A 19744-nucleotide genomic window follows, 5' to 3' on the forward strand; every position below is an offset into this window, starting at 1 on the left:
GACTACTACGTGTCCTTGGCGACGCTTTGCAGCCGGGCCAGCTCCTCGTCGACGACCGAAGGAGCGAGCTTGGTGAAGATCGGGGTGGGCGGGGCGATCGGCGTACCGGGGACGATCGGCACCGAGGCCCAGCTGGGCTGGGTGCCGTAGTCGCCGGTGATGATCGGGTACGGCGACCCGCCGTCCAGGTCGTCCACCTCGCGGATCTCGGGGCTGGGCGCGAAGGCGCCGACCCCGCCCAGCGTCTGGTGGACACGTTCCGCCGAGTGCGGAAGGAACGGCGCGAGGAGGCGGTTGGTGTCGGCGACCACCTGGGCTGCCACGTGCAGGACGGTTCCACGACGAGCCAGGTCCGTTTCCTTCCACGGGGCCTGTTGGGAGAGGTACTGGTTGGCGTCGGCCGCGTTGCCCATCGCCGTACCGAGCGCCTGCTTCACCCGATGCTGCCGGAGCAGCTCGCCGACGGCACCGAACGCCTGGTTGCTCTTGGCAAGCAAATCCCGGTCGGCATCCAGCAACGAAACAGCCGGCGGAAGGGCGCCGAAGTTGCGGTTGATCATCGAGGCCGTGCGGTTCACCAGGTTGCCCCAGGTGCCGACCAGCTCGTCGTTGTTGCGGCGGACGAACTCGGACCACGTGAAATCCGTGTCCTGAGTCTCCGGACCGGCCACCGACAGGAAGTAGCGCAGCGCGTCCGGCCCATACCGCTCCAGCACATCGCGGACGTAGATCACCACCGACCGCGACGACGAGAACTTCCGCCCCTCCTGCGTGAGGAACTCGCTGCTGACCACCTCGGTCGGCAGATTCAGTACGCCGTACGCCCCGGGAGCCGCGTTGTGAGCAAGCAGCTCGGCCGGCCAGATCTGGGCGTGGAAGGTGATGTTCTCCTTGCCCATGAAGTAGTAGGACTCGGCCGCCGGATCGCACCACCAGCGCCGCCAGGCATCCGGATCACCGGTCCGCCGGGCCCACTCGATGCTGGCCGACAGATACCCGATGACCGCATCGAACCAGACGTACAACCGCTTGCCGTCCCACCCCGGCAGCGGCACCGGGATCCCCCAGTCGATGTCGCGAGTCATCGCCCGCGGCCGGACGTCGTCCAGCAGGTTCAAGGCGAACTTCAGTACGTTCGGCCGCCAGCCGCTCCGAGTCTGCAACCAGCCGCCCAGCTGATCAGCCAATGCCGGCAGATCCAGGAACAGATGCTCGGTCTCCACGAACACCGGCGTCTCGCCATTGATCCGGCTCCGCGGATTGCGCAGGTCAATCGCATCCAGCTGATTGCCGCAGTTGTCGCACTGGTCACCCCGTGCGCCGTCGTACCCGCAAATCGGGCAGGTGCCCTCGATATACCGGTCCGGCAACGTACGTCCGGTAGACGGTGAGATGGCGCCCTGCGTGGTCCGCGGAACGAGATATCCGTTGCGGTGAACGACTTTGAACAGTTCCTGGGCAACGGCATAGTGGTTGCGAGTGGTCGTCCGGGTGAACAGGTCGTACGACAACCCGAGCCCCTGCAGGTCCTCCACGATGATCCGGTTGTACCGATCCGCGAGCTCCTGCGGGCTCACGCCCTCCTGCTCCGCCTGCACCAGAATCGGCGTACCGTGCTCGTCCGTCCCGGACACCATCAGTACGTCGTGACCGGCCATCCGCGAGTACCGGCTGAACACGTCGGAGGGCACACCGAACCCGGAGACATGGCCGATATGCCGAGGGCCGTTCGCATACGGCCAGGCAACAGCAGACAGAACATTGGTCATGCGGCTGACTGTAAATCGTCAGGACTGCCGCGAGCGATGGGATTTCACCACGCCGCCAACCAATACTTCCACCAGAGATACTATCGCTGGTGGAAGTATTGCCGGCAGGTACAGGCCTACGGCTTCAGGACGAGCTTGCCGGAGACGTGGCCGCCCTCGGAGATCTCGACCGCCTTGACGACGTCGGTGAGGGCGAAGGTCTCGGCGACCTTCAGCTGGAGCTTGCCTTCGGCGGCGAGCTGGAGCTGGGCGCGGAGGTCCGCGGCCTGCTCGACGGGGTCGCCGGTGCCCATGGAGAACGGGATCCCATGGTCGGCCGCAGTCGGGTCGGCGACGGTGAGGACGCGGTCGGTGCCGCCGCGGAGCTCGATGGAGTCCGGCAGCGCACCCTTGCCCGCGACGTCGTAGACGGCGTCGATGCCCTGCGGTGCGACTGCGCGGACGCGGTCGACGAGGCCTTCGCCGTACAGGACCGGGATGACGCCGAGGGAGCGGAGGTACTCGTGGTTCGCCTCGGAGGCGGTGCCGATCACGGTCGCGCCAAGGGCGACGGCCAGCTGGACGCCGACTACGCCGACCCCACCAGCGGCACCGTGGACGAGGAGCGTCTCGCCTTCCTTCAGGCCGAGCTCGCGGAGCGCCCGAACCGAAGTCTCACCGGCGACGGGCAGCGTCACGGCCTCTTCGAAGGACACCTCGGCCGGCTTCTTGGCGATCGCACCGGCCACCGCGTGCGCGGCGTACCCGCCGGTCTTCGACCAGCCGACGACCTCGTCACCGACGACGAAGTCCGTGACACCCTCGCCGACCTCGTCCACGACACCGGCAACCTCATAACCCGGTACGGCGGGGAGCGCCGCGGGCAGGTTCGGCTGCATGTAACCCCGGCGCACCTTGAAGTCGAACGGGTTCACGCCGGCCGCGCGCACCGCGATCCGGACCTCGCCCGGCCCCGCGTGCGGCTCGTCGAACTCGCGCACCTGCAGAACCTCGGGACCACCGAACTCTTCGTACACGACCGCCTGCATGACAACCTCCACCGACAATTGAGTTGATGCTTCAAGTTTGTGGTACTTGAAGCATCAACCGTCTCGCCCAGCGGGGTATTCCCGGTTGCCGAAAAAACTTACGCCTCGACCTCGGCCAGCCGCGGGAACAGCGCGTCGCCCTTCACCAGGACGGCGCCGGCCGGGAGCTGGCCCCAGGTGCCGGCGTCCTGGATGCGCTGGTCGGTGAGCGAGCCGAGCTTGGCCTCGGCCCCGAGCAGCTCCCAGAGCTTGGCGGCAGCCTTCGGCATCGTCGGGTTGTGCAGTACGGCGACCGCCCGCAGCACCTCGGCGGCCGAGTACAGGATCGTGGCCAGGCGCTCCCGCTGGGAGTCGTCCTTGGCCACCTTCCACGGCTCCTGCTCGGAGACGTAGCCGTTCACAGCGCCGACCAGCTCGTTGATCGCGGCCAGCGCGTCCTGGAACGCGAGGGTCTCGATCGCCTGCTCAGCCGTGGCGACCGTCTGGGCCAGCTTGTCTGCCAGAGCCTGCTCGGCCGGTCCGTGGTCCGTGGCCTCCGGCAGCGCGCCGTCGAAGTACTTGCCGACCATGGCCGCGATCCGGCTGGCCAGGTTGCCCAGGCCGTTCGCCAGCTCGGAGGTGTAGACCGCGCTCAGGTGCTCCCAGGAGAAGGAGCCGTCCGAGCCGAACTGGATCGTCCGCAGGAAGTAGTAGCGGAAGGCGTCCGAACCGAAGTGGTCGGTGATCTCGTGCGGCGGGATCGCGGTCAGCTTCGACTTGCTCATCTTCTCGCCGCCGACCAGCAGCCAGCCGTGCGCGAAGACCTGCTTCGGCGTCGCGACCTCGGCGGCCATCAGCATCGCCGGCCAGATCACCGCGTGGAACCGGAGGATGTCCTTGCCGACCAGGTGCACGTCGACCGGCCACAGCTCCTCGAACCGCTCCGGGTCGGTGCCGTAGCCGGCCGCCGTCACGTAGTTCAGCAGCGCGTCGATCCAGACGTAGAGGACGTGCTCCTCGTCCCACGGGACCGGGATCCCCCAGTCGAAGGTCGAGCGGGTGATCGACAGGTCCTGCAGCCCCTGCTTGACGAACGCGATCACCTCGTTGCGCGCGCTGGCCGGCGCCACGAAATCGGGCTGCGACTCGTAGAGCTCGAGCAGCTTGTCGCCGTACGCCGAGAGCCGGAAGAAGTAGTTCGTCTCCGAGACCGTCTCCAGCTCGGTGCCGTGGATCATGCACCGCTGGGTGCCGTCCTCGTCCGTGCGGATGTCGGTCGGCAGCTTGAACTCCTCGCAGCCGACGCAGTACAGGCCCTCGTACTCGCCCTTGTAGACGTCGCCCTTGTCGTAGAGCTTCTGCCAGAACTCGCGGACCCGCTCGGTGTGCCGCTGCTCGGTGGTCCGGATGAAGTCGTCGTACGCGATGTCGACGTCGACCCAGGCCGGCTTCCAGGACTCCTCGACCAGCTTGTCCGTCCACGCCTGCGGCGACATGCCCTGCGCCTCAGCGCTGCGCATCACCTTCTCGCCGTGCTCGTCGGTACCCGTCAGGTACCACTTCCGCTCACCGCGCTGGGCGTGCCAGCGCGTCAGGACATCCCCGGCGACCGTCGTGTAGGCACTGCCGATGTGCGGCGGCGCCGTGACGTAGTAGATCGGGGTCGTGACGTAATAGGCCTTCTCGGACATGGGTCAAGGGTAGTGCCGCAGACCAGTCCTATTTACCGGGGTCTCGTGCGGCCAGTACGGCGTCGTACACGGTCCGCTTGGGCACGTTGAACCGCTTGGCGACATCGGAGATCGCCTGCTTCCGCGGTGTGCCCGCCTCCTCGTCCACGGCGACCTCACGCGCCAGGTCCGCCGCTGTCATCACCTTGTTCGGGTCCGCGCCGGCCACGACGACGGTGATCTCACCCCGTACGCCGTCCTTCGACCAGGCGACGAGATCCGCGACCGGGCCGCGCTTGACCTCTTCATACGTCTTCGTCAGCTCCCGGCAGACCGCCGTCCGGCGATCCGGGCCGAACGCCTCGGCCATCGCCTCCAGCGACTGGGTCAGCCGGTGCGGCGCCTCGAAGAACACCATCGTCCGCGGCTCGTCCGCCAGCTCGGCCAGCACCTTGGACCGCTCCCCCTGCTTCCGCGGCAGGAACCCCTCGAACGTGAACCGGTCCACCGGCAGCCCGCTCAGCGCCAGCGCGGTCAGCACCGCAGACGGCCCCGGTACGGCGGTCACGTCCACCTCGGCCTCGATCGCCGCGGCGACCAGCCGGTAACCGGGATCCGACACGCTCGGCATCCCCGCGTCCGTCACCACCACCACGGTCTGCCCGGCCAGCAGCGCAGCCAGCAGCTCCGGCGTCCGCTCCCGCTCGTTCCCCTCGAAGTAGCTGACCACCCGCCCGCTCACGCTGATCGCGAGGTCGGTCGTCAGCCGGCGCAGCCGCCGCGTGTCCTCCGCCGCCACCACGTCCGCCGTACTCAAGATCCGGCCCAACCGTGGCGAGGCATCCGAGAAGTCCCCAATAGGCGTCCCCGCCAACACCAATCGCCCGGTCATGGGAGCAGTGTGAACGCATCGACGTGCCGAGGCCGAACGACAGAAAAGTGACGTCGGTCCAGCGTTGCCACCTCTTGAACCTCCAACTGCTCCGCGAGTGTGATCACGGAGGCATCGGCCAGGCCGAGAGGAAGATCGGCATACTGACCGATCAAGTCAGCCATTCTGTCGAGCGTGCTCGCCGGCGTGCTTGCGATGATGAAGTCGCCGGCTGCCAGCGATCGGACGAAGGCCATCTCCGCCTTGGGGCCGCCAGCCTTTGCGAGTAGGTAGCACACCTCCGTCACCACGAATGGCGGTATCACCAACTCCTCGTTGTTCAGCCGGAGTGATGCGAACAGGTCGACGCAGCGGCGATGATTGGTGTCCGCCGTAAGCGCGGCGGCAACGATCGGGCCGGTATCTACGACAATCACTTCGGGCTGTGTCCGAGTCCTTCAGCCAGCATCTCGTCGATGCGTTCCGAAAAATCCGGGCTGGTCCCGTCCACCGACGCGACCCAGGCAGGCGGCCAGGTCGACGCCGGCCGGCGCTCGGCCCGCGCCTCCGCCTCCAGATTGAGCAGGCGGACTCTTGGCAGCAGGTCGGCCGCGGCGCGGTCGGACATCGACTCGACCAGTGCGTGCAGGTCTTCCTTCGGCGTGCTCATGTGACTCAGTGTAGAAGGTTCTGCCGACCGTTTTCAGTGATCCACAGCCAGTTCCTTCGAGGGGAGGAGGCGGTGTGACACCGGGCTCCGTACGATGGCGGGCGTGACTGCCTTGATCGAGGACGGGACCGCGCGGCGAGGGGACGCTGCCGAGGAGCGCGACGCGCTGGGCAGGGACGTGCTCGGACGGCGGTTGCCGTCGTTGCGGGAGCGGCTGTATCCGGCGATGCCGAGGGACTTCGAGGGCGGGTGGATCGCCACGCTGGCGATCACCGTGCTGGCCGGGTTCCTCCGGTTCTGGAACCTGAGCAACCCGGTGAAGTTCGTCTTCGACGAGACGTACTACGCCAAGGACGCGTACAGCCTGCTGAAGTTCGGCTACGCGCGGCAGTTCATCGACCAGCCCGAGGGGGCCGCCGACAAGGCGATCCTCGCCGGGAATCTGGACGTCTTCAAGGACACTCCGAGCCTGACCGTGCACCCAGAGGTCGGCAAGTGGATGATCGCGGTCGGTGAGCAGCTGTTCGGGATGACGCCGTTCGGCTGGCGGTTCATGCCTGCCCTGTTCGGCACGCTGACGGTTCTGCTGGTCATTCGGACGGTACGGCGGATGACGCGCTCGACACTGATCGGCGCGATCGCCGGGCTGCTGCTCGCGGTCGACGGTCTGCACTTCGTGATGTCGCGGGTCGCACTGCTGGACGTGTTCCTGGCGTTCTGGCTGGTCGCGGCCGTCTCCTGCCTGGTCTGCGACCGGGACTGGACCCGCCGCCGGCATGCGGACTCCCTCTCCAAGGTCGAGACCGACGAACCGGCCAAGTTCGGCCGCTGGCTGCTGATCCGGCCGTGGCGTCTGCTGGCCGGGGTCTGCTTCGGGCTCGCGCTCGGCACCAAGTGGTCGGCGGTCTGGGTGCTGGCCGCCTTCGGCATCCTGGTCTTCGCGTGGGACTTCGGTGCCCGGCGCGCCCTCGGGGCGCGGTTCACGTTCGTGAAGTCGGTGCTGATCGACGGCATCCCGGCGTTCGTGAGTATCGTGCTGGTCGCCGGGATCACCTACACCGCGACCTGGACCGGCTGGCTGCTGCACGACAACGCCTACGACCACGACTACGCCGCGAACAACCCGGCCACCGGCGTGATGAAGCTCGTGCCGGACGACTTCCGGTCACTGATTCATTACCACCAGGAGGTCTACGACTTCCACACCGGCGACTACATCAAGAAGGCCACCCACCCCTACGCCTCGAACCCGGCCGGCTGGCCGATCATCGCCCGCCCGATCGGCTTCGACGCCGTCAACGACATCAAGGCCGGCTCACCCGGCTGCAACCCGCCCGCCGGCACGAACTGCCTGTCGGTGATCTCCGCCGTCGGTACGCCGCTCCTGTGGTGGGGCGGAGCCCTGGCCCTGCTCGCCGGGATCGTGCTGTGGACAGCCCAGCGCGACTGGCGATTCGGGATCCCGCTGATCGGTTTCGTCACCTGCTGGGTGCCGTGGTTCGCCTACGACGACAGACCGATCTTCTTCTTCTACGCCGTCACGATGATCCCCTTCACCGTGATGGCGGTCGCCCTCGTGCTCGGCAAGATCCTGGGGCCGGCGAAAACCCTCGAAGGCGCTCCAGCGCCCCGCCGCCTGATCGGCAGCGCGATCGTCGGCGCCTTCGTCGTCCTGGTCGTCCTGAACTTCGCCTACATCTGGCCGATCCTCACCGACCAGGTCCTCCCGCACCCCGACTGGCTCAGCCGGATGTGGTTCAAGACCTGGATCTGATCCCGTCGCGCCTAGTGGTGTGTCGTGGTGAAAGCTCGAGTGCTGGCGGTGTCCAGGTGCGTGCATCGCAAGGCGGAGGGGAAGCCTCGATGTTTTTCCATCGTGGCTTTCCCTCCAACGCCGCGAGGTGCGTGCCTGGGCGCCGCCAGTGCCGAGGTTTGACCGCGACACACCACTAAGCTGCGCGACGTGCGACGCGTACTGATGGTTCTCGCGATGCTGCTGCCGCTCGCCGGATGCAGCACCGACAAGCCTGCCCCGGCCCCCGCTCCGACATCGACTCCGACTCCGGCGGCCTCGACACCGAAGCCGCTGACGGCGGTAGTGGTGACCAGGCCGAAGCGCCGGCTGCTCAAGGGCTCGAGCGACGACGTTTCCGCTGACAAGCACAAGTCGATCACCCAGCAGGTCGTCGCCAAGCTGCAGCAGCGCACCCAGCTCATCGCCGGCTTCGAGGCGAAGACGACCGTTCAGTGCCCCACCATCCGGTTGAAGGCGGGGGCGGTGTCGGACTGCACGGTGACCTACTCCGGTCAGACCGTGAAGTGGCGAGTGACCATCGCCAAGAACTACAAACCAGGAGTCGACTACCTCGCGGTCTACGAGGCGAAACCACTGCAAGGAGTCCTGCTGCGGGAGTCCGTGTACGCCAACTGGTATCAGCTCAGCGGCGGCGACAGCGAACTGCGCTGCGACGACATGCCCGCGGCCCAGGTGGTCACGATCGGCGCCAAGACGCCGTACCGCTGCGAGGTCCTGACGCCAACCCTCGGCGGCGGAGCCTTCTGGCTCCTCGTGCCGGTCACGCTGTCCGAGGTCGGCGTGATCTTCTCCTAGTGGCTGACCTGTTGCTGTCGCCCCCGCCCGAACCCTCGGAACCGCTCTAGACTGCTAAGAGTGCGACGATTCCCGGTGGTCTGCGTTCTCGTGCTGCTGTTCGCCGGTTGCACCCCGGAGGACGACTACGTCGATCCGCTGCCGTTGATGACGCCCACCTGGCGACCGACGCCAACAGCGGACGAGTCCGGGAAGCTCCCGGTCGTCGGCACCCCTCTCGCGGTACGGATCGGTGAGCCGCGACGGCCTCTGCTCACGAGCGACTTCACCTTCGCGCCGCACGGCACCTCGTCGGTCAGCGGGCAGATCCTCGACGACATGATGCGGGACACCCAGGTCATCGCCGGCTTCCCGGCCAAGACCACGGTCAGCTGTGCCGGCGGCCGGTTACGGGTCGTCGCCGGTGCCACCACCAACTGCACCGTCATCTACCAAGGCAAGCCAGTGCGATGGACTGTCACCATCGGCTCCCGCAAATCCACGAACAACCTGATCGAGTACAACGCCGAACCGCAGCAGGGAGTGCTGCTCCGCGAGGCTGTTCATGCCGCCTGGTACAACAGCCACCCGGACGAGCCCGAGCTCCGGTGCGACGACATCCCGGCCATCCAAGTCGTCACCTTGGACACACCGACGTCATACGGGTGTCAGTTCCTCCGGCCGCAGGACGACAGAGCCGAGGAGCCGAGCCCGGCCAGGTGGGAAGACAGCAACGCCGTCAGGTTGACCCAAGGCGGCGTCAGCTTCACCGAATGACCCGGCCCGTCAGTGGCCGAGCTGGCCGTGGCCGCCGTGGAAGCGCTTCTTGTGGCGCTTGGCGGAGGACTGGCCGCCGACGCCGCCGAAGAGGGCGAGGCCCTTGACGACGACGGTCGGGGCGTCGGGATGCGGGGTGTCGCTGCCGTTGGCCGCGAAGCCGCCGAAGATGCCGACGCCCTCGTTGCGGACCGTCACGCCCTCGGGCACCGTGATGTCGATCCCGCCGAAGACGGCGAACGTCCAGATGGTGACTTCCTTGCCCTCGAAGATCGCGTCCGTCATGTCGAGGTCCTGGCCACCGAACACCGCGAAGGCATTGGTACGGCGCTTCACCCGCCAACTGCCCTTGCGCTCCACGCCGCCGAAGATCGCGACCATCGTGGTGAAGCTGTCGTCGGGATCGGCCGGATTCTCGATCGGGACCGGGCTGTTCGACACCGTCCGGGCCGGCACGCTCGACGGGAGCGGCGACTGGCGACCGTCGGGAACGAGGAGGTCACTGGTGATCGGCTCGAGCTCGCCGAGGGTGCGCGCCTGCAGGGTCTGCTCGAGCCGCTCCGCATGCTCGTCCTGGGTCAGCCGGCCCGTCATCAGCGCGTCCCGCAGGACGTCGACGACCTGGTCGCGGTCGATGTCGGACGCGCGGAGGTGCGCGTGCGGGTTCGGGCGGTCGGGCAGATTCTCCATAAGACAGAACGATATATCGCCTATCGGCGCACGCGCAGTGCGCAAAGCACCGCAACCAGGGTGATCGAGGCGAAAGTCAGGGCTGTCCCGGGGTATCCACCGAGGCCGAGCCCCAGACCGCCGAGCGCGGCGCCGAGAAACGTGCCCAGACTCATCCCGGCCGCGTTCACACTCAGCGCGGATCCGCGCAGGTCGCCACTTCGCCGTACCAGCAGGGTCGTGACGCAGGCGGCGACGGTCGCGTGGCTCGCCCCCATCAGCGCGGTGAGCAGCAGCGTCAGCGGGATGGTCGGGGAGAAGTAGAACGCCGCGATGCTGACCAGCGCGACACCGAGGCCGAGGAGCAGCATCCGCTCCGGGCCGATCCACGGCCGGTCCATCGCGAGGTAGCGACCGGACAGCAGGTTGCCGAGGAAGAACGACGCGCCACTCAGCGACCACACCAGCGCGAACCAACCGGGCGCCAGGTCGAACTTCTCGTCGTAGAACGCGGCCAGGTAGGCGAGGTAGCCCATGAAGGCCGCCGTCCGCAGCATCGCGACCACGAGCAGCGGTACGGCGCCCGGAATCCGTCCCAGCTCGCGGTAGGTGGCGAGGTAGCTCATCCGCTCAGCTCGCACCGGCGCCTTCCGGCCTCGCCCCCGCCAGAAGAACGCGGCGGACAAGGACAGCGAGACGACCGCCGCAGCGATCAGGTTGCCCCGCCAGCCCCACAACAGCCCCGGTACGGCGAGCACCGGCGCGGCCAGCATCGCCATCGCCGACGTGGTCGCGGACACCAGCGTCGCCGCCCGCCCGGCCGCCGCCGGGGTATTGAACCGATCGGCAGCCGCAGCACCGATCGACGGCCCCAGGATCGACGTGGACGCGCCGATCAGCAGACAGAACGCCGCCAACGCCCACACGTTGCCGATGGCACCCAGCAACGCGGAGATCCCGAGCAACGCCAGCCCGCTAGCAGCTACCAGCTCGCGGGCGAGTCGGTCGATCAACGGCGCCAACGCGAACCCGACCACCAACGCAGCCAGACCACCGAGCCCCCGCAGCCCGCCGATCTCGGCAACCTTCCCATTCGCCGCCGCCGCGATCGGGACGAGATACATCCCGAACACCGTGAACGGAATCAGACTGACGGTCGAGGCGAGCAGGAACGGCCACAACCGCCGCGCCATCCGCCAGTCGCTCGGCACTTCTTCCACTCGTGGCGGCAGCGCGCCGCCACCCGGAGACAAAATGGGGGCTGCCGGCAAGGAGTTCGGGGTGGTCATTCGTCAGTCCTGTAGCGGTAGAGGGAGGTGGGGCGGGCGGAGAACTGCGAGAAGGGGAAGGGTTCGGCGGACAGCGCGGTCACACCGGAACCGAGGAAGGCGCGGGCGACGGCGCTTCCGGTCTGAGCATAGATGGCCAGCGGCTTCGCTTGCTCACGGCAACGATTCAGCAGGATGTCGAAGGAGCCGTTGGACAAGGTCATCCCGGTCGCGACGACAGCGTCAGCGGCATCGACAACCTCGAGCATGTCGCGGGAAACCGGCAGACCGGAGGCGGTCTCCCGAAGGTTGAAGTCGCACGGCAGGCAGATCCCACCGCGGGCGGTGATCGCGTCGACGAGCGGATTGACGACACCGATCAGCGCAACCTTGGTGCCTTCGGCAACGTCGAGCAATCCAGCAACGGCGGCATCCCGAGCACGGGCCCGCACATCCGGCGTACCGCCTGGCAGGACCACCTCCTCGGCCCGCGCCAGATGGTGCGGCTCGACGGCAGCCAGGTAGGCGTCCAGCGCGGCGATACGCACCGGCAGCGGATCGTCAGAGCGCAGTACGTCGGCCAGCGTGCGGCCCGAGGTGTCCGCGCAGTACGACGGATCGAGCTCACCGGACTCGAATGAGCACGCGCCGAAGACCTCGCCGACGCGCAGCAGCACGTAGTGGTTGCGGTAGGTGACGTCAGCACCCGGGAGTCGGGTCGTGTGGTGCAACCAGAACGCACTGGTGACGGACAACGACGCGGGGTCGGGTCCATGCGCGCCATCCAGCACAGCTTGGGTGAGTTCGGAGACGGTCATGGCAGGGCGGCCAGCCTTTCGGGGTCATAGGTCAGGGCGGACAACTCGGGGCGACCGGCCGGCTGGAAGCAGTAGAGCAACGAACGGCGGTCGGAGGCCGTCCGGTTCGGCGCCGATCGATGCACCATCAACCCCGGGAACATCAGCACGGAACCAGCCGGCGCCTCGACCGTGACCGCGCGCGCCACGTCGACGGCGGTCGGGTCGACGAGCAAACCCGTCGGCTCCCGCGGATCCCGCCGTACCGGGCCGTTGGCGGGGCTGCCGGGGATCAGTGTCATCGCGCCGTTCGCGACGGTGTTGTCGTCGAGCATGACGATCGCGGTGGCGATGTCGTACGCTGCGTCGCCGGCGCAGCAGTACCAGTACGGAAAGTCCTGATGCCAGGCGAACTCCGAGCCGACCCCGGCCCGCTTGAAGTTCAGCTTCGCCACGAACCGGCCGGCCCTTGCCCCGATCAACGAACTCATCGGGTCGACCAGCCGCGGCTCGTCCCACAACTCGTCCAGCGCCGGATGCAGCTGCGACACCGGCGACAGGCTGCGCACCGCCTTGCCGACCGCGTCCGGCTCCCAGTGGATCGTCGTACCGCGGACTTTCTCCAGCCGGTGCCCGTCCGGCCACACGGTCACGTCGGTCTCCCCGGCCTCGGCCGCGGCCACGACCTCGGCGTGCACCTGCTCGGCGACGCCGCGCAACCGCTCCACCTCAGCGGCCGTGAACAACGATTCCAGCACCACATACCCCGTCACTCAACCTACGTTAATGCGACGGCGTCGCGGATGGAAACTCCTCGCGCCGACTCGCGGCCGGCTCCCGGCGGTCCCAGTCCATCGCCGACCACGGCACCGCGAGCTCCGCCAGCGAATCGATCTCCCGCGGCCGCATCGATGCCATCGGCAACGCCTCGGCATGACGGGAAAAAGCAGAGTCGACGTACCGGGTGCCGGTGTCGGCGGCCAGGAAGACGTGCGTCCGGGCGCTGTCGCAGGTGTGTTCCCACAAGGCAGTCAGGTACGCCGCCCCCGCCGACAGCCCGGCGAACACCCCGGAGGTCCGGAGCAGGTCGACCGCCGCCGACATCGCGTAGTCGAACGACACCCAGTGCAGCCGGTCGTACAGCTCGTGCCGCACATTGCGGAACTCGATCGAGCTGCCGATCCCGGCGATGATCATCTCCGGGTCCTGGGTGTGCCCGGCCCCGAAGGTGATACTCCCGAACGGCTGGACGCCGACCAGGTTCACATCTCGGCCGCGGTTCCGCAGGTACTCCGCGATCGCGCCGGTCGACGCGCCGGTGCCTACCCCGCCGACCAGGCACAGCGGCCCGGCCGGCACGAGCTCGGCGACCAGATCCGCGACAGCGCCGTACCCGAGGTAGTGGATGTCGTCGTGATACTGCTGCATCCAGTGGTACGTCGGGTTGTCGCGCAGGATCTCGCCGATCCGGCGGACCCGCAGGTTCTGGTCCAGGTGCAGGTTGTTCGACGACGGGACCTGTTCGACGGTCGCGCCGAGGATCTCCAGCTGGACCCGGAGTGTCCGGTCGACTGTGGTCGAGCCGACGATGTGACATCGCATTCCATAGCGGTGGCAGGCCAGCGCGAGCGCATGCGCGTAGATCCCGCTCGAACTGTCGATCAGCGTGTCCCCGGGCCGGACCACGCCGGTCTCCAGGAGATGCCGGACCGCACCGAGCGCGGAGTACACCTTCATCGTCTCGAACCGCAGGCAGATCAGGTCGTCCCCGACCCTGATCGGGTCCGGGTCCTTGATCGCCTCCGCCAAATGGTCGTGCAGTCGCGCAGACTTCATCGCCGCGGTTCGCTCCTCGTGTCAGCAGTATCGACAGGGCGTGTCTCTTGAGTCCGCGCCGTAGCGAGCATGTGCTCGGTGCGGTAGCTCGGCGTGCTGGAGGGGAGGCCTCGATGCTTTTCCATCGTGGCCTTGCCTCCAGTGCGGCGAGGTGCCGTGCCGAGTGCAGCGCAGTAGGCGGGGAGTCAAGAGACACGCCCTAACGGTGTGGGCAACTCGGGCGGAGCTTCGGGCCGACCCAGGCGGGCTGCGCTCACCAGCCGCTGGGTCAGTTCATGGTGTGGTTCGGTCATCACGGTCGCCGGTGGGCCTTGCTCGACGATCCGGCCGGCGTCGATCACCAGCACGTGGTCGGCGACTGCCGCGACCAGTCCGAGGTCGTGACCGATCCAGACGAGCGCCGTACCGCGGTTCTTCAGCTCGGCGAGCAGGTCGACGACGAGCGCCGTACCGACGTCGTCGAGTGCGGTGGTGATCTCGTCGCAGATCAGTACGTCGGGTTCGGCGAGGACCGCTCTTGCCAGTGCCGCGCGTTGGAGCTCGCCGCCGGAGAGGCGGCTGGGCGGGCGGGCAGCGGTGATCGCGGAGACGCCGAGGCGCGCGAGCGTGGCGACAGCCTCCGCGTGGGCGCGGTCGGGAGTGAGGCCGCGGAGGCGTTGGGCGGTGCGGGCGACTTGCTGGTCGACCGGTCGGCGTTCGTCGAACGAGCCGCGGACTTCCTGCCAGACGTACTGGACGCGGCGGTTCTGCTCGCGGGTGCGTTTGCGGAGGACGGGGAGCGGTTCGCCGTCGAGCGTCACTTGGCCGGTGCTGCGTTCATGCAGGCCGGCCAGGCAGCGGGCGAGTGTTGTCTTGCCGCTACCGGAGCGGCCGACTACACCGACGCTGTTACCTGACTCGACGACGAGATCGACGCCGTGCAAGACCGGGATGCGACCTCGGGGGCGGACCGACGCGGACAGGTTCATTGCCTGGAGCAACGGTTGGCCGGGGTGGGTGGTTCCCGTGGACTGCGGTTCCCAGCTGGGCGGGAGAACCTCGGTGCCGCCGGCGGCGATCACCTGGCCGGCATTCAGTACGACGACGTGGGTCGCCAGCTCGCGAACCAGCCCGAGATCGTGACTCAGCAGCAAGATGCCGAGACCGCCGGCCGCAAGCTCCCGCAGCTCATCGGCCAGTTGCAGCCGCGTGATCGAGTCGAGCCCCGTGCTCGGTTCATCCAGCACCAGGACCTTCGGCCGGCACGTCAACGCCTGCGCCAGCGCGACCCGCTGCCGCTGCCCACCCGAGAACTGATGTGGAAACCGTCGCAGCGTCTCCCGATCCCCCGGCACCTGAGCACCTCGGAGAGCCTCCTGCACCACCGCTTCGCCGGGGTGATGCAACCGCTCCAGCTCTTTTAGCGTCGCTCCCACTCGTCGCGCCGGGTTGAGCGCACTGCCTGGATGCTGAGGCATGTAGGCCACCACGCGGCCACGGATGTGATCGGCCACAGCGGTCACGCCGTTGCCGTCAACAACAGTCTCGCCGTCGACAACCACCTCACCTTCCAGGCGAACCCCGTTCCCGCTCTCTCCGAGAAGTGCGAGTGCGGAGGTGGTCTTCCCCGACCCGGAGGCGCCCACGAGCGCCGTCACCTCCCCCGCGAACACGTCAAAGCTCACGTCGTCCACCAACACGGCGGATCCGGCCGTTGCGCTCAGTCGGGTGACCTTGGCGAGCGGGTTCATACCGGGCTCACCGTCAGACGCCGGGTGCGGTGGACGAGGCGGTCGGCGAGGAGGTTGAAGCCGAGGGTGAAGGAGACCAGGAGCACAGCTGGCGCCAGGACTGACCAGGGTTGGAGCAGAAGTCCCTCGCGGTTGCGGGAGACGCTGACCGCCCAGTCGGAGGCGGTCGGGCTCAGACCGAGGCCGAGGAAGTTGACCGAGGCAACCAGGAAGACGGCCAGCGTGATCCGGGTACCGATGTCGGCGGCAACCGGTCCGATGACCGCGCGACCGACGTACCCGAGTTGGATGGTCACCCAGGACTCGCGTTGCATCCGGAGCGCCTCGACCACCGGCGAGCTCGCCGCATCCAGAGCGGCGGCCCGCACCAACCGCGCGACGGTCGGAACGTTGACCATGGCAACAGCCAGCGTGATCGCCAACGCCGAAGCCCGCCACCCGACCGCCACCACGCTGATCACCAGCAAGGAAGGTAACGGCAGCAAGACATCCAGCGGCCGGATCAGCAGCTCGTCCAACCAGCGGTGTCGGGTCGATGCCGCCACCAAGCCGATCAACCCGCCGACCAGATAGGCGATCACCACCGCTCCGAACGCCATTCCCAACGCCGTCCGTCCACCGACCAGCACCAAGCCAAGGACATCCCGGCCCAACCCGTCAGTCCCCAGTACGCCGTCGCCCGCGTAAGGCAGGCCGGGTCGTGCACGGTGCGGAAGAAGGGGGCCGAGTACCGCAATCACCAGCGGGATGAGGACGAGCAGCGCCGACACGACCAGCGGCACCCGCGCGGCAATCGCGGCCAACCGGGCCCTCATCGGAGGAGCTCCGTTCTGGGCACCAAGCGGTTGCACACCAGATCAGCACCAAGGTTGATCAACAAGGCAGCAACTGCCAGGACAAGTGTGAGGCCCTGAACCGTTGGAATATCGCGCGTCTCAACGCCGTCCACCAGTGCGGTAGCGAAGCCCGGGATCGCGAAGATGGCTTCAACCACGAGGACTCCACCAAGCAGCGTGTCACCGGTTCGGGCCAGTTCCTGGACCCCCGGTACGGCGGCGTTCGGCAGCACGTGGCGCAGCAGCACCTGCCGTCGGGGAACACCGAGCCGACGCGCCTGGACGACGTACTCGGCGTTCAAAGCAGTGATGGTGCCGGCGCGGACCTGACGGGAGAGCAGGCAGACCGTGCGTCCCAGCAACACTGTGACGGGCAGAACCAGCAGCACCGGCGAGGTCAGCAGGGAGCTGCCGATCCAGGTGGCCGGCAGCCAGCCGAGCTTCAGCGAGAAGACCGCGACCAGTACGACCGCGATCACGAAGTCCGGGATCGCGCTCAACGCGAGCGTCACCGAGGTGATCGCCCGGTCGATCCGCCCGTTCTCGCGCGTTCCCATCAAGATGCCGAGGGCAACAGCCAACGGAACCACGACAGCGAGCGTGGCCAGCGTCAGCACCAACGTCGCGCCGATCGAGTCCCGGACGATCGAACTCACCGGCCCGCCGGAGATCAGCGACGTACCGAGATCACCGGACAGCACGCCGCCAAACCAGTGCAGGAACCGCTCCGGCGCGGGTTGATCCAGTCCGAGCTGCTCCCGCAGCCGATCCACTTGCTCAGGTGAGAGCGTCTCGGTGAACCGCAGATCCGCCGCATCTCCCGGCAGCAAAGACGTGAGCACGAAGACCAGCACGGACAGCACCGCAAGCTGGAGAACGGCGAGTGCGGCGCGCCCAGCGGCGTACGACCGCATTCAGGTCAGCCACACCTTGTCGAACCGGCCGAAGTCGACGGTGTTCGGCGGCACCGCCTCCACCCCCTGCACCTTCGGCGCGACCGCGACCAGGTAGTCCGGGAGACCCCAGGCCAGTATTCCGCCGTCATCACGCAGGGTCCGCTGCAGCTCGCCGTACTTCGCCGACCGCGTCGCCTCGTCCGTCTGCACCTGCGCCGCCGCGAACGCCGCGTCGAACGCCGGCTTCCGCCAGTGCGTGACGTTGAACGGGGACTTCGTCAGCAGCCGATCGACCATGTACTGCGGGATCGGCATCGCGCCGGAGCGATGGTTGCCGATGACACCTTGGGTCAGCAGGTCCTTCTGATAGGTCGTCGGGCTCCCGGTGGTCACCTTGAGCTTCACCCCAGCCTCTCCGACCTGCTCGGCGAACAGCGTCGCCGCCTCGACGAACCCGGCCGACGCGTCGGCCGTGAAGATCTCGATCTCCTTGTTCACCAGCCCGGCCTTCTTCAGCAGCGCCTTGGCCTCGTCGACGTTCCGCTCCCGCTGCGGCAAATCGTCGGGGTAGTACTGGAATCCCTTCCCGAACAGGTCGTTCCCGACCGTCCCCCGCCCGGCCAGCACGACGTCGACCAGCCGCTGCCGATCCGCGAGCAGCTTGAACGCCAGCCGCACATCCGGGTTGTCGAACGGCGCCCGGTCCACCTTCATCACGAACGCCTGCATCGTGCTCGCCTTCGCGGCCACGATCCGCACCGACTTCCCCGCCTCGGCGGTCCGGGCGAAGGTCGCGGTCATGTCGTTCGCATACTCCGCCTGACCACCCTGTACGGCGTTCGCCCGCGCCTCGGTGTCGGCCGAGAGCACGTGCAGCTCCTCGATCTTCGCCGTACCGTCCCAGTAATCGTCGTACCGGCCGGCGACCATCGATCGCCCAGCCTCGAACGACACGAACTTGAACGCGCCGGTCCCGTTCGGCTTGGTCGGATCCTTGAACCCGTCGCGCACGATCTGCGTCCCGATCCCGGCCAGCAACGCGGGGAACTCCGCATTCGGCGCGGCCAGCACGAGCTCGACCGTCCGCGGGTCGATCGCCTTGGAGCGCTTGAGGTCGAGCGTCGCCAGCGAGGACTGCGCGACCCGGTCCGGTACGGCGGGGTCCGCGATCCGGCCCAGGCTGTACAGCACGTCCTCGGCGGTCAGCTTGCTGCCGTCATGGAAGGTCGCGTCCCGCAGACTGAACCGCCAGGTGAGCGCCTTGCCGTCGTGCTCCCACTTCTCCGCGAGCCTCGCGACCGGCTTCAGATCGGGCCCGAGCTCGACCAGCTTCTCGTAGATCGCCTTATGCCGGGCGATGTCCACGAACAAACTCTGAACGTGCGGGTCGAGCACCTCCTTCGCCCCGCCACCGGCGTACACGGCCCGAAGCCGCCCACCCGCCTTCGGCTGCCCGGACGCAGCACCGCCCGCCCCGCAACCACTCAGCGCCGCCACCCCCAGCGCGCCGGCAAGCCCCAGAAATCCACGTCGATTCAGCGCAACGGACACGCGCACCATCCTCACGTTAGTGAAAACGATTGTCAATTCAGCGCGCATCTGAACGGGACGCCCCCATTCTTTCCTCCCCCACTCACCCGCTGCTCTCCGTAACGGCGTGTCTGACACCCCCACCCTCCAACCACTCCCCGTAACCACCCACCAGCCGCCCCCCTCCCGAACCGCGCACCCTCACCGGCGGCCCCCGCGACCGCGCACCGGCGACCCCCGGCCCCCGGCCCCCGAGCGTTTCCGGGCAACCACGCACCCCCTGCTGAGGACCGTGGGGATGTCCGCAGCCCCCATTTACTGTCCCCGGTACGCCGGATCGCCCGGATCCCGGACGAGCTTCGCGCTATCCGGTGGATCGTGGGTGCCCGGTGACGAAAATCCACCGGTTAGCGTGGGGCGAGGTCTCGGCCGGCGACGTGCATGGGTGGCTGGTCGCCGCTCCGGCCGATTGAAGGCGGGATGGCGGGCCGATCCGATGGCTGAGGGGGATGGTGCGGTCGGCGATCCCGCGTGCGTCGCTTGGGGCTGACGGGCTTCGGTTGCGGTCCGGGAAGGAAGGCCGGTGACCGAGCCGCCGTTGCCTGGGGTTGCCGAACTGTGGTTCCCGGCCAACTCCCTGGGGTGCGGAGGGCGCGCGGGGGGCTTGAACAAGTAATGACCTGTGCCAACCCACCGGTTCCTGTTCAAACCCCCGGGTTGTGGACGGGAAGGAAGGCCAGCGACCGAACTCCCGTTGCCCTGGGTTGAGGGTCGACGAACTGTGGTTCCCGGCCAACTCCCGGGGGTCCGGAGGGCGCACGGGGGGCT

At 67.9% G+C, this 19744-nt stretch carries 18 protein-coding genes; 3 read left to right on the forward strand and 15 right to left on the reverse strand.

What is annotated here, in order from left to right; translation table 11 throughout:
* Positions 1–5: 5 nt before the first annotated feature.
* From metG (OG474_RS08270) to OG474_RS08295, 6 genes are all read right to left on the reverse strand, one after another.
* Positions 6–1769: a methionine--tRNA ligase gene (metG, locus tag OG474_RS08270; RefSeq protein ID WP_405061631.1), complete on the reverse strand. Its 1764-nt coding sequence runs from the start codon at positions 1767–1769 to the stop codon at positions 6–8.
* A 116-nt stretch (positions 1770–1885) separates the two neighbouring features.
* Positions 1886–2797: an NADP-dependent oxidoreductase gene (locus tag OG474_RS08275; protein WP_405061632.1), complete on the reverse strand. Its 912-nt coding sequence runs from the start codon at positions 2795–2797 to the stop codon at positions 1886–1888.
* Between the two features lie 98 nt (positions 2798–2895).
* Positions 2896–4467, reverse strand: coding sequence for a methionine--tRNA ligase (metG, locus tag OG474_RS08280; protein ID WP_405061633.1), 1572 nt, complete (start codon positions 4465–4467; stop codon positions 2896–2898).
* Positions 4468–4495: 28 nt separating this feature from the next.
* Positions 4496–5338 carry a 16S rRNA (cytidine(1402)-2'-O)-methyltransferase gene (gene rsmI / locus OG474_RS08285; protein WP_405061634.1) on the reverse strand — a complete coding sequence of 281 codons (843 nt, stop codon included), beginning with the start codon at positions 5336–5338 and terminating at the stop codon, positions 4496–4498.
* Positions 5335–5754, reverse strand: a complete 420-nt coding sequence (locus tag OG474_RS08290; protein WP_405061635.1) for a type II toxin-antitoxin system VapC family toxin — start codon at positions 5752–5754, stop codon at positions 5335–5337. Before OG474_RS08290 ends, rsmI begins: the two co-directional genes overlap by 4 nt.
* On the reverse strand, positions 5751–5987 hold the full coding sequence (locus OG474_RS08295; RefSeq protein WP_405061636.1) for a hypothetical protein: 237 nt from the start codon (positions 5985–5987) through the stop codon (positions 5751–5753). The genes OG474_RS08290 and OG474_RS08295 overlap by 4 nt, the downstream gene beginning before the upstream one ends.
* Before the next feature lie 94 nt (positions 5988–6081).
* Between OG474_RS08295 and OG474_RS08300 the strand changes: the two genes are divergently transcribed.
* From OG474_RS08300 to OG474_RS08310, 3 genes are all read left to right on the forward strand, one after another.
* Complete coding sequence (locus tag OG474_RS08300) at positions 6082–7761, forward strand: dolichyl-phosphate-mannose--protein mannosyltransferase (protein ID WP_405061637.1); 1680 nt, start codon at positions 6082–6084, stop codon at positions 7759–7761.
* 189 nt (positions 7762–7950) lie between these two features.
* The gene (locus OG474_RS08305) at positions 7951–8598 is read left to right on the forward strand and encodes a hypothetical protein (RefSeq protein WP_405061638.1); all 648 of its coding nucleotides are present in this window, start codon (positions 7951–7953) and stop codon (positions 8596–8598) included.
* 60 nt (positions 8599–8658) lie between these two features.
* Positions 8659–9354: a hypothetical protein gene (locus OG474_RS08310; protein ID WP_405061639.1), complete on the forward strand. Its 696-nt coding sequence runs from the start codon at positions 8659–8661 to the stop codon at positions 9352–9354.
* 9 nt (positions 9355–9363) lie between these two features.
* Here OG474_RS08310 and OG474_RS08315 read toward each other — a convergent pair whose 3' ends face one another.
* The 9 genes from OG474_RS08315 to OG474_RS08355 form a co-directional block, all read right to left on the reverse strand.
* On the reverse strand, positions 9364–10044 hold the full coding sequence (locus OG474_RS08315) for a DUF1707 domain-containing protein (protein ID WP_405061640.1): 681 nt from the start codon (positions 10042–10044) through the stop codon (positions 9364–9366).
* Positions 10045–10064: 20 nt separating this feature from the next.
* A complete protein-coding gene (locus OG474_RS08320) occupies positions 10065–11312 on the reverse strand; it encodes an MFS transporter (protein ID WP_405061641.1) in 1248 nt (415 codons plus the stop codon).
* Complete coding sequence (locus OG474_RS08325; RefSeq protein ID WP_405061642.1) at positions 11309–12109, reverse strand: Rossmann-like domain-containing protein; 801 nt, start codon at positions 12107–12109, stop codon at positions 11309–11311. The genes OG474_RS08320 and OG474_RS08325 overlap by 4 nt, the downstream gene beginning before the upstream one ends.
* On the reverse strand, positions 12106–12861 hold the full coding sequence (locus OG474_RS08330; protein WP_405061643.1) for a phytanoyl-CoA dioxygenase family protein: 756 nt from the start codon (positions 12859–12861) through the stop codon (positions 12106–12108). The genes OG474_RS08325 and OG474_RS08330 overlap by 4 nt, the downstream gene beginning before the upstream one ends.
* A 10-nt stretch (positions 12862–12871) precedes the next feature.
* Positions 12872–13924 (reverse strand): pyridoxal-phosphate dependent enzyme, encoded by a 1053-nt coding sequence (locus tag OG474_RS08335; protein ID WP_405061644.1) that lies wholly within the window; start codon positions 13922–13924, stop codon positions 12872–12874.
* A 185-nt stretch (positions 13925–14109) separates the two neighbouring features.
* A complete protein-coding gene (locus OG474_RS08340) occupies positions 14110–15654 on the reverse strand; it encodes an ABC transporter ATP-binding protein (protein ID WP_405061645.1) in 1545 nt (514 codons plus the stop codon).
* Entirely contained in the window at positions 15651–16469 is an 819-nt protein-coding gene (locus tag OG474_RS08345) for an ABC transporter permease (protein WP_405061646.1), read from the reverse strand. The genes OG474_RS08340 and OG474_RS08345 overlap by 4 nt, the downstream gene beginning before the upstream one ends.
* Positions 16466–17404 (reverse strand): ABC transporter permease, encoded by a 939-nt coding sequence (locus tag OG474_RS08350; RefSeq protein WP_405061647.1) that lies wholly within the window; start codon positions 17402–17404, stop codon positions 16466–16468. The genes OG474_RS08345 and OG474_RS08350 overlap by 4 nt, the downstream gene beginning before the upstream one ends.
* Complete coding sequence (locus OG474_RS08355) at positions 17405–18937, reverse strand: ABC transporter substrate-binding protein (RefSeq protein WP_405061648.1); 1533 nt, start codon at positions 18935–18937, stop codon at positions 17405–17407.
* Positions 18938–19744: the final 807 nt, after the last annotated feature.

It is taken from the genome of Kribbella sp. NBC_01505 (assembly GCF_045040285.1).
Taxonomy (GTDB): domain Bacteria; phylum Actinomycetota; class Actinomycetes; order Propionibacteriales; family Kribbellaceae; genus Kribbella.

Excerpts from the sequence above, each read along its gene's own strand:
- OG474_RS08300 (WP_405061637.1), top strand. The coding sequence starts at position 6,082 with ATGGCGGGCGTGACTGCCTTGATCGAGGACGGGACCGCGCGGCGAGGG.
- OG474_RS08295 (WP_405061636.1), bottom strand. The coding sequence starts at position 5,987 with ATGAGCACGCCGAAGGAAGACCTGCACGCACTGGTCGAGTCGATGTCC.
- rsmI (WP_405061634.1), bottom strand. The coding sequence starts at position 5,338 with ATGACCGGGCGATTGGTGTTGGCGGGGACGCCTATTGGGGACTTCTCG.
- OG474_RS08315 (WP_405061640.1), bottom strand. The coding sequence starts at position 10,044 with ATGGAGAATCTGCCCGACCGCCCGAACCCGCACGCGCACCTCCGCGCG.
- OG474_RS08320 (WP_405061641.1), bottom strand. The coding sequence starts at position 11,312 with ATGACCACCCCGAACTCCTTGCCGGCAGCCCCCATTTTGTCTCCGGGT.
- OG474_RS08325 (WP_405061642.1), bottom strand. The coding sequence starts at position 12,109 with ATGACCGTCTCCGAACTCACCCAAGCTGTGCTGGATGGCGCGCATGGA.
- OG474_RS08345 (WP_405061646.1), bottom strand. The coding sequence starts at position 16,469 with ATGAGGGCCCGGTTGGCCGCGATTGCCGCGCGGGTGCCGCTGGTCGTG.
- metG (WP_405061631.1), bottom strand. The coding sequence starts at position 1,769 with ATGACCAATGTTCTGTCTGCTGTTGCCTGGCCGTATGCGAACGGCCCT.
- OG474_RS08350 (WP_405061647.1), bottom strand. The coding sequence starts at position 17,404 with ATGCGGTCGTACGCCGCTGGGCGCGCCGCACTCGCCGTTCTCCAGCTT.
- OG474_RS08275 (WP_405061632.1), bottom strand. The coding sequence starts at position 2,797 with ATGCAGGCGGTCGTGTACGAAGAGTTCGGTGGTCCCGAGGTTCTGCAG.
- OG474_RS08335 (WP_405061644.1), bottom strand. The coding sequence starts at position 13,924 with ATGAAGTCTGCGCGACTGCACGACCATTTGGCGGAGGCGATCAAGGAC.
- metG (WP_405061633.1), bottom strand. The coding sequence starts at position 4,467 with ATGTCCGAGAAGGCCTATTACGTCACGACCCCGATCTACTACGTCACG.
- OG474_RS08340 (WP_405061645.1), bottom strand. The coding sequence starts at position 15,654 with ATGAACCCGCTCGCCAAGGTCACCCGACTGAGCGCAACGGCCGGATCC.